The organism is Ignavibacteria bacterium (assembly GCA_017303675.1).
GTDB lineage: Bacteria > Bacteroidota > Ignavibacteria > Tepidaquicellales > OLB5 > OLB5.
Genome location: JAFLBX010000002.1, coordinates 588,567 through 602,533 on the forward strand (window position 1 = coordinate 588,567; position 13,967 = coordinate 602,533).

The 13,967-nt window shown below is 39.0% G+C and carries 16 protein-coding genes and 1 tRNA gene; 15 read left to right on the forward strand and 2 right to left on the reverse strand.

Features of this window, described 5'->3' with window-relative positions:
* Positions 1-90 precede the first annotated feature (90 nt).
* The 3 genes from J0M37_12025 to J0M37_12035 all read left to right on the forward strand — a co-directional run bounded on the left by J0M37_12025 (position 91) and on the right by J0M37_12035 (position 2,906).
* On the forward strand, positions 91-969 hold the full coding sequence (locus tag J0M37_12025; GenBank protein MBN8585812.1) for a bifunctional 5,10-methylenetetrahydrofolate dehydrogenase/5,10-methenyltetrahydrofolate cyclohydrolase: 879 nt from the start codon (positions 91-93) through the stop codon (positions 967-969).
* Positions 969-1,823, forward strand: coding sequence for a 50S ribosomal protein L11 methyltransferase (gene prmA, locus J0M37_12030; GenBank protein ID MBN8585813.1), 855 nt, complete (start codon positions 969-971; stop codon positions 1,821-1,823). Before J0M37_12025 ends, prmA begins: the two co-directional genes overlap by 1 nt.
* A gap of 150 nt (positions 1,824-1,973) precedes the next feature.
* Entirely contained in the window at positions 1,974-2,906 is a 933-nt protein-coding gene (locus tag J0M37_12035) for a hypothetical protein (GenBank protein ID MBN8585814.1), read from the forward strand.
* Positions 2,907-3,082: 176 nt separating this feature from the next.
* Here the strand turns inward: J0M37_12035 and J0M37_12040 are convergent, their stop codons facing one another.
* A complete protein-coding gene (locus J0M37_12040; protein ID MBN8585815.1) occupies positions 3,083-3,709 on the reverse strand; it encodes a MarC family protein in 627 nt (208 codons plus the stop codon).
* Positions 3,710-3,833: 124 nt separating this feature from the next.
* Positions 3,834-3,906 (reverse strand) — tRNA-Lys (locus J0M37_12045).
* A gap of 151 nt (positions 3,907-4,057) precedes the next feature.
* Here J0M37_12045 and J0M37_12050 point away from each other — a divergent pair.
* From J0M37_12050 to J0M37_12105, 12 genes are all read left to right on the forward strand, one after another.
* Positions 4,058-5,149: a PA0069 family radical SAM protein gene (locus J0M37_12050; GenBank protein ID MBN8585816.1), complete on the forward strand. Its 1,092-nt coding sequence runs from the start codon at positions 4,058-4,060 to the stop codon at positions 5,147-5,149.
* A 101-nt stretch (positions 5,150-5,250) separates the two neighbouring features.
* Positions 5,251-5,586, forward strand: a complete 336-nt coding sequence (locus J0M37_12055) for a hypothetical protein (GenBank protein MBN8585817.1) — start codon at positions 5,251-5,253, stop codon at positions 5,584-5,586.
* A gap of 17 nt (positions 5,587-5,603) precedes the next feature.
* A complete protein-coding gene (locus tag J0M37_12060) occupies positions 5,604-6,407 on the forward strand; it encodes a methyltransferase domain-containing protein (GenBank protein MBN8585818.1) in 804 nt (267 codons plus the stop codon).
* Positions 6,408-6,422: 15 nt separating this feature from the next.
* Complete coding sequence (locus tag J0M37_12065) at positions 6,423-6,920, forward strand: DUF1905 domain-containing protein (GenBank protein MBN8585819.1); 498 nt, start codon at positions 6,423-6,425, stop codon at positions 6,918-6,920.
* A gap of 23 nt (positions 6,921-6,943) precedes the next feature.
* Positions 6,944-7,519: a pentapeptide repeat-containing protein gene (locus tag J0M37_12070; GenBank protein MBN8585820.1), complete on the forward strand. Its 576-nt coding sequence runs from the start codon at positions 6,944-6,946 to the stop codon at positions 7,517-7,519.
* A 9-nt stretch (positions 7,520-7,528) separates the two neighbouring features.
* Complete coding sequence (locus tag J0M37_12075; protein ID MBN8585821.1) at positions 7,529-7,987, forward strand: GNAT family N-acetyltransferase; 459 nt, start codon at positions 7,529-7,531, stop codon at positions 7,985-7,987.
* Between the two features lie 98 nt (positions 7,988-8,085).
* Entirely contained in the window at positions 8,086-9,105 is a 1,020-nt protein-coding gene (locus J0M37_12080; GenBank protein ID MBN8585822.1) for a hypothetical protein, read from the forward strand.
* Positions 9,106-9,111: 6 nt separating this feature from the next.
* Positions 9,112-11,442: a 1,4-alpha-glucan branching protein GlgB gene (glgB, locus tag J0M37_12085; GenBank protein MBN8585823.1), complete on the forward strand. Its 2,331-nt coding sequence runs from the start codon at positions 9,112-9,114 to the stop codon at positions 11,440-11,442.
* Between the two features lie 414 nt (positions 11,443-11,856).
* The gene (locus J0M37_12090; protein MBN8585824.1) at positions 11,857-12,564 is read left to right on the forward strand and encodes a carbonic anhydrase; all 708 of its coding nucleotides are present in this window, start codon (positions 11,857-11,859) and stop codon (positions 12,562-12,564) included.
* Positions 12,565-12,574: 10 nt separating this feature from the next.
* The gene (locus J0M37_12095) at positions 12,575-12,922 is read left to right on the forward strand and encodes a TfoX/Sxy family protein (GenBank protein MBN8585825.1); all 348 of its coding nucleotides are present in this window, start codon (positions 12,575-12,577) and stop codon (positions 12,920-12,922) included.
* A 62-nt stretch (positions 12,923-12,984) separates the two neighbouring features.
* Positions 12,985-13,434, forward strand: coding sequence for an HIT domain-containing protein (locus tag J0M37_12100; GenBank protein MBN8585826.1), 450 nt, complete (start codon positions 12,985-12,987; stop codon positions 13,432-13,434).
* Positions 13,431-13,961, forward strand: a complete 531-nt coding sequence (locus tag J0M37_12105; GenBank protein ID MBN8585827.1) for a DUF1697 domain-containing protein — start codon at positions 13,431-13,433, stop codon at positions 13,959-13,961. The genes J0M37_12100 and J0M37_12105 overlap by 4 nt, the downstream gene beginning before the upstream one ends.
* The last annotated feature ends 6 nt before the right edge of the window (positions 13,962-13,967 follow it).

The window sequence follows — 13,967 nt, forward strand, 5'->3', positions numbered from 1 at the left end:
CTTCTGAACGTTAAAGAAATCAAGCAATTGCAAATAAAGTAACACCAAAATAAGCTGCATCATATATAAGATACAGTTAAAAAGGCAATAATGACCGCTAAAATAATCGATGGAAAAGCTACGGCAGCACAGATCACAGATGAGATCAAACGGGAATTAAGGGAACACAATTTCATAAAACCGGGTCTTGCGCTGATACTTGTGGGAAACAATCCCGCAAGCGAGATATATGTTAAGATGAAGGAAAAAAAATGCGCTGAGCTGGGATTTTATTCCATCGTTAACAGGCTTTCAGAAAAGATCACCGAAGCGGAGCTTCTTGCTCATATACGCTCATACAATAACAACAGCAAAATTCACGGGATACTTATACAGCTTCCACTGCCTAAGCATATCAATGAAATGAATGTACTCGAAGCAGTTGATTACCGCAAGGATGTTGATGGCTTCCACCCGGTGAACGCCGGCAGGCTTATGATAGGTGAAAAATGTTTTACTCCATGCACTCCAGCAGGCATACATGAGCTTCTTAAAAGATATAAAGTGGATACCAATGGTAAAAATGCCGTTGTAATAGGCAGAAGCAATATTGTTGGTAAGCCCATTGCTAATATACTGCTGCAGAAATCAAAAGGCGCTAACTGCACCGTCACCGTAACTCACAGCGCAACCGATGATATTGCCGGCTTTACCAAAAAAGCTGATATTATCATTGCCGCAATTGGCAAGCCTGAATTTTTAAAAGGCACCATGGTGAAAAAAGGCGTAGTGATTATCGATGTGGGCATCAACCGAATTGAAGACCCGGATAGTCCCAAAGGTTACCGCGTTGTTGGTGATGTTGATTATAAGAACTGCGCCAAAAAAGCTTCCATGATCACTCCAGTACCCGGGGGTGTTGGACCCATGACAATTGCAATGCTTATGAAAAATACACTTGATTCCGCGCTGAAGAAAATTTACAGTTAATGGAAAGAACATACACAGAGCTTGAAATAGCTTTCAATGAGAACACTTACGACCTTATTTACAACAGATTATACCTCAACGGCTTAACTACAATTCTCGAAGAGAACGGCACATTAAAAGTTTACCTTCCTGAGAGTGAAAGTTCACTTGCCCAAAACATTAAAGATGAGCTGATAAATACCGATAAAGTACCTGAAGGCAGTATCAGCATCTCTGTGTTTGAAAATAAGGACTGGAACAATGAATGGGAAAAAACAATTGAGCCGGTTTATATTCTGGATAAGCTTGTAATATATCCCTCATGGAAGAAAAATGAACTTGACCTCAGCAAAGGCAATATACCAATTGAAATTGACCCAAAAATGTCATTCGGCACGGGACATAATGAAACTACTCAGCTCATTTTAGAACAAATGAGCACATTTATCGATCCCGTAACTGATAAGTATCTGCTTGATTTCGGCAGCGGCACGGGTATATTAAGTATAGCCGCCGTTAAATTGGGAGTCCAAAAGGCTGTTGCTATTGAGATCGATGAAGATTCAGTACAAAATGCCACTGAATATTTCGAATTGAACGGAGTTGATTCCGATATTGTAATGTATCAAAAGGATATTTATGAGATTAATGAAACAGGATTTGATGTTATTGCAGCAAATATTACAAGCAATATTATAATTCCTAATTTAAGCATTATGTACAGTAAGCTTAAATCCGGCGGCAAGCTGTTTATTACCGGAATCTTAAAAGAAGAGACCGAAGCTCTGATAAATGAGCTTACAAAAAATAATTTTTTAATGCAGGAATTAAAACAAAGAGCTGAATGGTCTTCATTTTATGCAATTAAACAATAATTTTAAAAACTTTGCGAGCCGCAGGCGAAGCAATCTCATAAATCAACATTTGTCACGCTTAGCGCATTGCCCGCCAAAGGCGCGGGAGTCTAAGCGTGTTCAATAACATAAATCGAAGCACAATAACATCAACCGGATAAAATTAATAAAATGATAAGATCTACAATTGATATAGGCACAAACACAATCCTTATGCTCATTGCAGAATACGAAAACGGCATCATCAAAACCATACTTGATATCCAGCGCGTACCGCGCCTGGGTAAGGGAGTTGATGCAAACCGCAACATTCTGCCTGAATCCATACAAAAAGCAATTGATATACTGGTTGAATACAGCGATATAAGCGAAGACCATAATTCAGAAAAGATCACAGCCACGGCTACAAGCTTTATCCGTGATTCGCACAACAAGGAAGAATTTTTAAATGCTGTAAGACTTAATACAGATATTGAAATTGAAATACTCTCAGGCAGTGATGAAGCAAAATGGACCTTTGCCGGAGGCGTTTACGATAAGCTTGGTACTGGTGCAAGATTAACGACAATTGATATCGGCGGCGGCAGCACTGAAATCACAACCTCCTCTTCACCGGTCATTTCAATTAATGAACTGTTACAGCTTCAGCTATCCGGTAAAAGCATGAATATCGGTTCAGTGCGGATCAATGAAAAATTTTTAAGCCATCACCCCCCTGCCTTCGAAGACATAATGAACGCTGAGAATTTTATCAATGAACATTTGAAAGAAATAGATTTCGATATATCAGGCACTGAGCTAATCGGTGTTGCAGGCACAGTTACAACACTTGGAGCTATTGTGCTTGGACTAAATAAATTCGAAGCTTCAAAAGTTGACGGTCTAATTATAACTATTACAGAAATCGAAAATGTGCTCGGCAGGCTTACACCAATGCCTATTGAGGAATTATACGGTATGGGCGATTATATGACCGGAAGGGCTGATATCGTTATACCAGGGATACTGATACTTAAATGCTTTATGAATAAATTCGGATTTGATAAAGTTAAGGTCAGCACCAAAGGCCTTCGTTACGGTGTATTTTTGAGGGAAGTGCTTTAAGTAACAAAGAAAACCAGATTTCTTAATAAAAAATCCCCCCTTCGTTTTTGAAGGGGGGATGAATATCTTTAATAACTCTTCTATCTGAAATTAATCTTCATTTTTGAATGCCGATGATCCCGGACGGGGGTTTGTTTTTGATTCTCATTTACTATTGGTCAGGGTTAATAATCGATTCAGGAAATCTTACTCAATGAAATTATCCCCTTATAAACCAGGTTCACCGCAATTGCAAGTATAAAAAATCCCATCATACGCGTTAATACATTGATACCCTTTGAGCCAAGCTTTTTCATTAATGGAATAGAAAGTATCAAAAACAAATATGTAACCAACCCTATGAGAAATATCCCGATAACAAATCCAATATAATCTTCTGCATGTTTAGCGTTTGTTGACATGCCTATCACGGCGCCTATAGCGCCCGGCCCACTTAATATTGGCATTGCCATAGGCATAAATGAAATATCAACATTTTCAACTTTTGAGGCGTTCTGTTTTTCATCATCAGCTTTTGAATTTACCATCTGCCAGCCGGTATTGGCAACGATCAGTCCCCCTGCAATTTCAAGTACACCCAGCGATATCCCGAAGAGCTCCAGCAGCAGCTTGCCTATCAGCAGAAATGTAATGAGAATGATAAACACATTCACTGAAATTTTGCGGGCCTGCTGTTTGCGGAAATCAGGGGTGTCATGCGCGGTTAAACCCGAAAATGCGGGCACACCGCCAATTGGATTTATCAGCGGAAAAAGCACGCTGAAAGCGATACCTGTAAATGTTAAAATATCTGATATGGACATTTAATTTTATAAATTAAAAAAAACAGCGGGAATGAATTTTTCCCGCTGATAAAAGGCTTTTATTGGTATTTTCTTTGTAATAATATAAATTATTTTAAAGAAATGATGGATTTGGTGAATTTAGTGCATCCTTGGGGACTCGAACCCCAGGCCTAATGATTAAGAGTCATTTGCTCTACCAACTGAGCTAAGGATGCCCACAAATATGCATTTTCTATATATTTCATTCAATCCCTTTTTTTGTAAAGCCGGATTAATTTATTTTTCTTTTATAAAAACAGCACATTATCAATTAGTATCATGCAATGATTTGTTTAAATACTTTCAGCGTATTAAATTCAGCTACACATGAATGAATCACAAAAACATATCGATCTTAAATCACGCGGCTCAGGTATAAACACAAAGAACCGTTTTGAGCCGTTTGAAATTGATTACGACCTGAGCACTTTTGATGAGTATTTTGATTCAGACCCCGAGCTTGCAAGGATTAAAACTGTATTTTTCAACGATAACAGCAAGTCAATACTAGCTAAAAATGATTCGCCCGATCTTGGATTTACATACAGCATAAATCCATACCGCGGCTGCGAGCACGGCTGTATTTACTGTTACGCCCGGCCAACACATGAGTACCTTGGGTTTTCTGCGGGACTCGATTTTGAAACCAAAATAATGGTCAAACGCGATGCACCGAAACTGCTTGATGAAGCGTTCCGCAAAAAGTCCTGGGTTCCGCAAACAATAATGTTTTCGGGTAACACTGATTGTTACCAGCCCGTTGAGCGCAGGCTTGGGATAACCCGTGAATGCCTCAGGGTTTTCCTTGAATTCAGAAATCCGGTTGGAGTAATAACAAAGAACGCGCTCATTCAAAGGGATATAGATATTTTAAGTGAATTAGCTTCTATGAAGCTGGTTAATGTTGTGATAAGCATCACAACATTAAAGCGGGAGCTATCCCGTAAAATGGAGCCTAGGACATCAGTGCCCTCAAAACGGCTAGAGACCGTAGAAAAGTTAGCTGCTGCGGGGATCCCTGTTGGCGTAAATACCGCGCCGATTATTCCCGGGTTGAACGATGAAGAAATACCTGCCATTTTAAAAGCAGCCGCTGAGCGCGGCGCGCGCTCCGCAGGTAAGGTCATGGTTCGCCTGCCGCATTCAGTAAAGGAATTATTTAATGAATGGCTAATGCGCGTTTACCCTGAAAAAGCTTCCAAAATAATCAACCGCATCAAAGATATCAGGCGCGGTGAGCTCTCAAGCGCTGAGTTTGGCAAGCGTATGCGCGGCGAAGGCCAGTACGCTGAGCAGATACACAGGCTGTTTAAAACCTGCTGCAGCAGGTATGGACTCAATAAAGATATCGAACATACAGCGAAAGATCTTTTCCGCATTCCCCCGACTGATAAATCGCAGGGCGAGCTTTTTGAGTAAGTCATTTTTCACAACTGCATATTATTAAAATTTACCGTTAAGTATATTTACGGATATTTTTCAATTGTATATACAGAAATTTTCCCGGAAAAATTGTTTTAATGACTGATAACAGCAAGCTGATACTTGTTAAGCTGGTGCATACAGCTATATGGGTCTTCTTTAATGTTGTAATATTTTACCTGCTTTACGCTGTAATAGCAGGTAAAATTGATGTATGGGTTTGGATATGCCTCGGGCTCATCGCGCTGGAAGCGCTTATACTGCTGGTATTCAGAAGTGTTTGCCCTGTTACTATAATTGCCTCAAGATATTCCGATTCACAAAGGGCTAACTTTGATATTTACCTGCCCCACTGGCTTGCCAAACACAATAAAAAGATTTATTCAGCAATTGTTTTGATTGCAATAGTTATCCTGGTATTTAGGTTAACATAAATTTAAAATTTCAACTGATGCCTCAAAAAGTAAAGCTATATCCCGGCACATATAAAAATTATTCCGAAGAAATATACAAGCAGATAAGGATTGAAACATTCGGTGAAGATATCGGGCAAAACAGCTGGCTTACTGCCGGTGAGTTCAGGGATATCATTACTACTCTTGGTATTAACAGCTCCTCCAATGTACTGGAAATTGCCTCAGGCTCTGGCGGACCCGCCGTATTTATGGCATCTGAAACCGGCTGTAAGCTTACCGGTGTTGAGTATGATATTAACGGTGTGGAAAATTCCAAAAAGCTTGCCTCAGGCAGCGGCCCGGGAATAAATGCTGAATTTATTCACGCTGATGCTTCTGAAACGCTGCCGTTTGAAAACGGACTGTTTGACAGTATATTTTGTGTTGATGCAATAAATCATTTAAAGAACAGGAATAAAGTTTTAAAGGAATTTTACCGCCTTATAAAACCCGGCGGAAAATTGTTATATATTGATCCTGTAGTTGTTACCGGAATTTTATCGAATGAAGAGATAGCCATAAGAAGCTCAATTGGTTACTTTCTCTTTACACCGCTTAATGAAAATGAAAAGCTGCTTCGCGATGCCGGTTTCAGTGATATTAAATCAAGTGATTCTACCGCTAATATAATTACAATATCACAAAAATGGCTCGAGGCAAGGCAGTCCCGTAAAAACGAGCTGGTAGAAATCGAAGGTGAGCAAACATTTATAGGTTTGCAGGAATTCTTCAAAATGGTTCATACCCTTTCATCTGAAAAAAGGCTTTCAAGGTTTACTTATACAGCAGCCAAAATATGATGTTAATTTCAACAGATGAAGAAAACAGGTCCCCTAAAATTTAAGGCAAAAATAGAAATAATAGGCGTAAATCCTTTTGTGTATTTATCCCAGCGTGTTTTAGATGCCGTTTTTACACAGGCAAAAAAGGATAAAGGTAAAATACCTGTCACCATCAAAGTTGATGGACACAAATTCAAACAGACGCTTGTTAAATATTCAGGCCACTGGCGATTGTATCTGAATACTCCCATGCGGAAAAAATCCGGCAAAGATACCGGCGATACAGTGACAATAGAAATTGCTTACGACCCGCGCAAAAGAAGCATAGCCCCGCATCCTGGACTTGTAAAAGCTCTAAATGCAAATACAGCCGCTAAACAAAAATTTGATACGCTCTCCCCTTCACTTCAGCTCGAAATAGTCAGGTATATTTCATTTCTTAAAACCGAAGAAAGCATAAAGCGTAACATCAAACGTGCGGTAAATTTTCTGCTGGGCAAAGAAAGATTTATTGGCAGAGACCATCCTTAGTTTAAATACAATAGTCACATAAAATGGATAAAAATTATATAACTGATAAAAATTTTGAAGCGGCTGATTTTACCCGTAAAGTATTCCATCAGGGTATATATGAAACATGCAGGTTTATAAACTGTAATTTTTCCGGCTGCACACTTACCGGCTCTGTGTTTTCGGAGTGTGAATTTTCAGGCTGCGATCTAAGCCTAGCTGTACTGAACGATACAGCCTTCAGGGATTCTGTTTTTATAAACTGTAAATTGCTGGGGCTAAGATTTGATAGCTGCAATGAATTCGGCTTATCCTTTTCTTTTGATAACTGCATCATTAATGACTCTTCATTTTTAGGCATCAAAATTCCTAAAACTATTTTTAAAGATTGCAGGATCCATAATGCTGATTTTACCGAATGCGGACTGAATTCCGCTGTATTTAAAAATTGTGACCTTAAAGGCTCGGTGTTTTACAGAACTGACCTCAAAGGAGCTGATCTTTCATCTTCATTTAATTATTCAATCGATCCCGAAACAAGCAATATTAAAAAAGCAAAATTCTCAATTCCCGCAGTAACCGGGCTGCTTGATAAGTACGATATTAAGATAACATTTTAAAGAACTACTATGCCTCAAATAAAACGAACGGATTCAGCGGATAACGATTTTTTATCACTTGTAAGCTCACTTGATAAAGATCTTGCAGAGCGTGACGGAAAAGAACGTGATTTTTACAACCGGTTCAACAAGCTGGATAAAATTAAGAATGTTATCGTTGTGTATGAAGGTGATATTCCTGCCGGCTGCGGAGCTGTTAAAAGGTATTCAGATGATACAATGGAAGTAAAACGCATGTTCACCCTCCCGCAATTCCGCTCAAAAGGAATAGCCTCGCTTGTGCTTGCTGAGCTTGAAAAGTGGGCAATGGAACTGGGTTATTCAAAATGCATCCTTGAAACCGGTAAACGGCAGCCTGAAGCAATTGCACTGTATAAAAAAAGCGGCTATAAAATAATTCCGAATTATGATCAGTATATCAATATTGCCAACAGTGTATGTTTTTTGAAAACCATTTTGCCTGAATAATTTCAGTTTCAAATATTTACAATAAAGGCGCATTATTTGCATAAATAATTTGATAATATTCTCATAAATTACTCTAACCGTAAATTAAATTTTTATAAATGAGATCATTTTTGTTTTCTGTTTTAACTGTATTGATGGTAATTTTTCAGGCCTGTAAAGATAGCGGCGTGGTAACGCCGGTTGATTCATCCAATATCAATCTCGTAAGCGTTTACAGCACAAATGCATCTACCAACGGTGTTTATGTATTGCCTGTAAATTTCAGGGATTACGCATTGATTGCAGACGGAACTAACGGAATGCAGGTAGTTGATGTTACACTTGTAAACCAGCCTGATTCAGTTTCAGCTTATGATACCGACGGATATGCAAATGATGTCACAGCGGCTTATATAAACAACGATCTTTACGCATTTGTAAGCGACTATAACAGCGGGCTTGTAATTCTTGATATCGATAACCCTTCAAACCCGTTCCATATCGGTACAATTTCAATTTCAGGATTTGTCACCACTTCATTTATTGACCAGAACAACAGCGCAGCATATGTAGCGCTTGAATCAGGGCAGGTGCAGATATATGATATTTCCACATTGCCAAACCAGCCGAATTTTTATTCAACGGTTTCAATCGGCGGAAGCATAAACGGGCTGTATGTTTCAGGCAACTATCTCTACATTGCCGCAGGCAATACCGGCCTTGCGATCGTAAATATCTCAAACCCGTCCAGTCCCCAGATACTTTCAATTTTTAATACAACCGGCTCTGCTTATGATGTTTTTGTGAACTCAAACTATGCGTATGTTGCTGATTCATACAACGGCATGCTGATATTGAATGTTACAAATCCGGCAGCGCCTGTTTATACAGCAAAATTTTCAGGTACAGGACAAATACTTTCTGTTTACGCTAACAACAACAATGTATTCTGCGCGGATAATACTTACGGCATAGAAAATGTTAACGTATCAAGTCCAACCTCGCCAAATAAAGTAGGTTATATTCAGACAAACAGCTCCGCAAACGGAATATTTTATTCAGGCGGGTATATTTTCCTTGCAGCTGCCGAAGGCGGGCTCGGGATCTACCAGCCAACAAGCACATCTGATAACAGGTAATTATATATGAGCAAAAACCCGGTAAACGAAGAAGAAAATAACAGCGAAAAAAAGCTTACAATAGCCCGGCAAACCGAGCTTCGCAGAAAAGAAATTGAAGCAAAGCTTCATCCGGAGCTTAATGTTCACCCGGAACATAATGTTCATTCGGAACATAATGTTCATCCGGAACAAAATATACAAACAGAAACTAATGATAAGCCCGATGAACAGGTTGAGAAAACACCGGAAATTACGGGGGAAGTAAGTTCAGATTTAACGGAAACTGCGGAAATAATCACAACTGATATTAAGCTTGTTGAAGAAAATAAAACTGAGGATCCGGGAAAGCTTATCACTGATTTTGACGCTCATTTATTCAGTAAAGGAACGTTCTACAAAGTTTACGATAAGTTCGGGGCGCAAATTACTGTTGAAGAAGACACTTCCAGTGTCCGCTTCACAACATGGGCGCCAAATGCATCCGCAATCTCTGTAATTGGAGAGTTCAACGGCTGGACCGAAGGCATCAACATGATGCATAAAGTTCATGAATCAGGCTTATGGTCTTTATTTATACCGGGCTTAAAAGAAGGTGATACATACAAGTTCGCCATTACAAGTAATGTTGATGGTGTAACAAGAAGAAAGATTGACCCATATGCCTTCAGAAGTGAGGTCCGCCCCAAAAACGCCTGCGTTGTACATGATATAAATAAATATGCCTGGAAAGATTCTGATTGGATTGAGAGGAATTCAAGAACAAGGGGTAGTGACCCCTTGTCATACAAAAATTCCCCTATAAACATATACGAGCTTCACCTTGGTTCATGGAAAAAGAATTACGAGAATACTGAATTCCCGAATGAATGGGGATACTTAAGCTACGGGCAGCTTGCGCATGATATAGTGGAATACGTTAAAACCATGGGCTATACACATATCGAGCTTATGCCTGTTATGGAGCATCCTCTGGATATTTCCTGGGGTTACCAGGTAACCCATTATTACGCACCCACAAGCCGCTTTGGCACTCCCGATGATTTTATGTACTTTGTTGACCACTGCCACCTCAACAATATCGGGGTTATATTGGACTGGGTACCTGCTCACTTCCCTTCCGATGAACATGCGCTTGCATTCTACGACGGCAAACAGATCTACGGTTACGAAAATTATAAAAAGGGTTTTCATAAGGACTGGAACACTTACGTGTTCGATTATTCACGCCCGCAGGTGTGGAACTTCCTGATTTCCAGCGCGCTGTTCTGGTTTGAAAAATACCATGTTGACGGCCTAAGGGTCGATGCAGTCGCTTCGATGCTGTACCTTGATTATTCCCGTGACCACGGTGAGTGGGAGCCGAACATTCACGGCGGAAGGGAAAATCTTGAAGCAGTGGAATTCTTAAAACACCTTAACAATACCGTGCATGAATATTACCCCCATGCCATGATGATAGCCGAAGAATCCACAAGCTGGCCGGGTGTTTCACACCCCGTTACCGAAGGCGGCCTTGGCTTTGATATGAAATGGAACATGGGCTGGATGAATGATATACTTCTTTACTTCAGTAAAGACCCCATTCACAGGAAATTTCACCAGGGCAAGATAACATTTTCGCTCTGGTATGCGTTCAGCGAAAACTTTGTACTGCCTGTCTCGCATGATGAAGTCGTACACGGCAAGAAGTCACTGCTTGAAAAAATGCCCGGTGATAACTGGCAGAAGTTCGCAAACCTGAGGCTCTTCCTTGGATTCATGGCAGGCCACCCCGGCAAAAAGCTTAACTTTATGACAACTGATATTGCGCAGTATAATGAATGGAACAGCGAAGCATCACTTGAGTGGCAGCTTATAAAAGATGTTGATCTTAACAAAAAGCTGAACCTTTTTGCAGGTGATCTCAACAGGCTTTATGCTAACTGCCCGGCGCTTTATGAAATTGATTTTGGCTCCGAGGGATTCCAGTGGATAGATTTTTCAGACGCATTATACAGCGTACTTTCATTTTACAGGGTTTCAAAAGATAAAGGGCAGATAGTTTTATTCACATTCAATATGACGCCAACTGTAAGGAATGACTACCGCATTGGAGTGCCGGAAGCAGGTTACTGGAAAGAGATATTCAATAGCGATGCTGAAATTTACGGCGGCTCTGGTATCGGCAATATGGGCGGCAAGGAATCAGAAGCAGTGCAGAGCAAGAATTGGGATAATTCGATAAACGTTACGCTCCCCCCTCTTGCAGTTAATGTGTTTGAATGGGTAAAACCGGATGACTCCGCTGATATTACTCCCGGTATTTCGACAGTAGAAGATTTTTACGTTGATACCGATACCGAAGGCGGCGGGTAAGAATTTAGTTTACATACCGACAAATTTTTTTGTCATACCTGCGAAAGCAGGTATCCAGAAGATTACTTTAACCACAAGCAAAAATCAAAGGATACAAAATAATTTACTTTAAAAACATTTTCTAACAAATATTAACTCTACGATAATCCCGGATAACGGCTGTTCTAAAATTTTCCGCTAGATGCCTGCCTGCGCAGGCATGACAATAAGAACACCAATTCTAGGTATTACTCGCTATACAGTTAAATGGGAGTTAAATGCTTTTTTATTACTAGTTAACCACAAAAACAGTATAAGTTCATTTTTGGAGGCAAAGTTTTATAAATAGTTGATCTGATATCTCTTTTTCCCCTATCATATTAAATTCCATATGTTTAGTTTCGTAGAATTTCATTAAAACTAATACTTCATCCAATGAGAACAAACTCAAGTTGTAAACTGTTCATATGTTTGCTTTTTAGCTTTATATTAGCTTCAGGGAGTTTTGTTTATGCGCAAAGCCCTTCAGATACGCAGTCAAAAGAATCACAGTCATCAATAACACCAGAAGGCGTGCTGAAGCTTTTAAAAGAAGGGCATCAAAGATACCGTGAAGGTAAAATGCTTGACCGTAATTTGTTGGAGCAGGTGAAGGCTACGGCAAGCGCGCAGTATCCTTACGCAGTTGTTCTCAACTGCCTTGATTCACGCGTAATACCTGAGAGCGTATTTGACCAGGGAATTGGAGATATATTTGATGCAAGGGTTGCCGGAAATTTTGTAAACGATGATATATTGGGAAGTATGGAATTTGCCTGTAAAATTACAGGAGCGAAGCTTATACTTGTTGTGGGACACACAAACTGCGGTGCAATTAAAGGCGCTATTGATGATGCAGAGCTTGGTAATCTTACCCAGCTTCTTGATAAAATAAAACCGGCCGTTGCAAGGACTAAATATGATGGTGAGAGAACCTCAAAGAATCTTGAATTTGTTGACCTTGTTTCAAAGGAAAATGTATTAATGGCAATTGAAAATATTAAGTTAAAAAGTCCCGTACTTAAGGAAATGCTTGATAAAAATGAAATAATGATAGCCGGTTGTATGTATAATATCAGTGATGGAACAGTAGAATTTTATTAAAAGCGAATTAATGGCATACAGCGAAAAACTGGCGGAAAGAATTACGGAGCTTCTGAGCTCCAATAAAAAACTTGTAATAAAGAAAATGTTCGGCGGAATTTGTTATATGCTGAAAGAAAAAATGATAGCCGGCATTGTGGAAGATAAGCTGATGATAAGATGTTTAAAGGAAGATTACGAATCATTGCTTAATAAACCCCATGCTGCGGTTATGACTTTCACAGGAAAACCTATGAAAGGCTTTTTGTATGTTGAGCCGGAAGGAATCCGCACAAATAAGCAATTACAGAAATGGCTGGATGTTGGAATCGAGTTTGCGCACAAAAGTCCGCCTAAGAAGAAGAAAATTCAAAAGTAATAATTAATTCCATTCTATTAATTACCATTAAATAGTTATCTCTATTACTATATTAAGTAAAAATGAAAAATCTAAACTCTGATTGTGAATTCTGCAGAATTATCTCTGGTAATGAAGAATCAAGTATAGTATTCGAGGATATTGACATTATGGCTATAATGGATATTCAACCCGTTAATACTGGCGTAGTATTAATAATTTCGAAAACTCATATTGATCATTTTTGTGATATACCTGATGATCTAGCCAGTAAAATATTTCTCCTGGCACAAAAACTTTCAAGGGTACTAATGAAAAAAATAAAACCTTTACGGGTTGGGTATCTAGTTCATGGCTTTGGAGTTTCTCATGCTCATTTAATTGTAATTCCTATGAATAATTCTGCTGATGTAGTATCTAAAAAACAATTAAAAATTATGAATAATGAAATCATTGATGACATAAGTTTAATAGCTAGACCATCCCGAAAAGAATTGGATAAAATAGCAAATCTGTTAAGAAAAGAATTATGATATACTACGCACTTTTAAAAGGTATTAACGTTACAGGAAATAAAACCATAAAAATGGCTGAGCTGAAAGCTACGATGGAAAAGCTTGGCTTTAAAAATGTACGTACATATATACAAAGCGGTAATGTTGTATTTGAATCCACTGCCAAAGCTGAGGCTGTAAAAAAGAAGATAGAAAATGGTATCTCCGGTACATTCGGATTTAAAGTTACAGTCGTAATACGCAGCCGTGCTGAAATGGAAAAGCTGGTTAAAGAATATCCTTTCAGCAAAGTTAAAGGCCATACGGAATGTAAAATATCAGCCGGGTTCCTTGAATCCGTACCCGAAAAGGCTCTGGTTAAAGAGCTTGAGTCACAATCATCAGATCTTGAGATCATTAAGGTTATCGGTGATAACCTTTATCATTTATGCCGAGGAAATTTTTCTGATTCACTGCTATTTAAAAAGAACCTGCCTGAGAAAATACTTAAAATTAACTGCACCATAAGAAACTGGAATACTATAAATAAACTGCTTGAAATATAACTTAAG

Bases quoted from the DNA above. Each gene is read 5' to 3' on its own strand.
- J0M37_12080 (MBN8585822.1), top strand. From the start codon at position 8,086: ATGAGATCATTTTTGTTTTCTGTTTTAACTGTATTGATGGTAATTTTT.
- J0M37_12070 (MBN8585820.1), top strand. From the start codon at position 6,944: ATGGATAAAAATTATATAACTGATAAAAATTTTGAAGCGGCTGATTTT.
- J0M37_12050 (MBN8585816.1), top strand. From the start codon at position 4,058: ATGAATGAATCACAAAAACATATCGATCTTAAATCACGCGGCTCAGGT.
- glgB (MBN8585823.1), top strand. From the start codon at position 9,112: ATGAGCAAAAACCCGGTAAACGAAGAAGAAAATAACAGCGAAAAAAAG.
- J0M37_12035 (MBN8585814.1), top strand. From the start codon at position 1,974: ATGATAAGATCTACAATTGATATAGGCACAAACACAATCCTTATGCTC.
- J0M37_12075 (MBN8585821.1), top strand. From the start codon at position 7,529: ATGCCTCAAATAAAACGAACGGATTCAGCGGATAACGATTTTTTATCA.
- prmA (MBN8585813.1), top strand. From the start codon at position 969: ATGGAAAGAACATACACAGAGCTTGAAATAGCTTTCAATGAGAACACT.
- J0M37_12095 (MBN8585825.1), top strand. From the start codon at position 12,575: ATGGCATACAGCGAAAAACTGGCGGAAAGAATTACGGAGCTTCTGAGC.
- J0M37_12065 (MBN8585819.1), top strand. From the start codon at position 6,423: ATGAAGAAAACAGGTCCCCTAAAATTTAAGGCAAAAATAGAAATAATA.
- J0M37_12055 (MBN8585817.1), top strand. From the start codon at position 5,251: ATGACTGATAACAGCAAGCTGATACTTGTTAAGCTGGTGCATACAGCT.
- J0M37_12090 (MBN8585824.1), top strand. From the start codon at position 11,857: ATGAGAACAAACTCAAGTTGTAAACTGTTCATATGTTTGCTTTTTAGC.
- J0M37_12100 (MBN8585826.1), top strand. From the start codon at position 12,985: ATGAAAAATCTAAACTCTGATTGTGAATTCTGCAGAATTATCTCTGGT.
- J0M37_12060 (MBN8585818.1), top strand. From the start codon at position 5,604: ATGCCTCAAAAAGTAAAGCTATATCCCGGCACATATAAAAATTATTCC.
- J0M37_12025 (MBN8585812.1), top strand. From the start codon at position 91: ATGACCGCTAAAATAATCGATGGAAAAGCTACGGCAGCACAGATCACA.
- J0M37_12105 (MBN8585827.1), top strand. From the start codon at position 13,431: ATGATATACTACGCACTTTTAAAAGGTATTAACGTTACAGGAAATAAA.
- J0M37_12040 (MBN8585815.1), bottom strand. From the start codon at position 3,709: ATGTCCATATCAGATATTTTAACATTTACAGGTATCGCTTTCAGCGTG.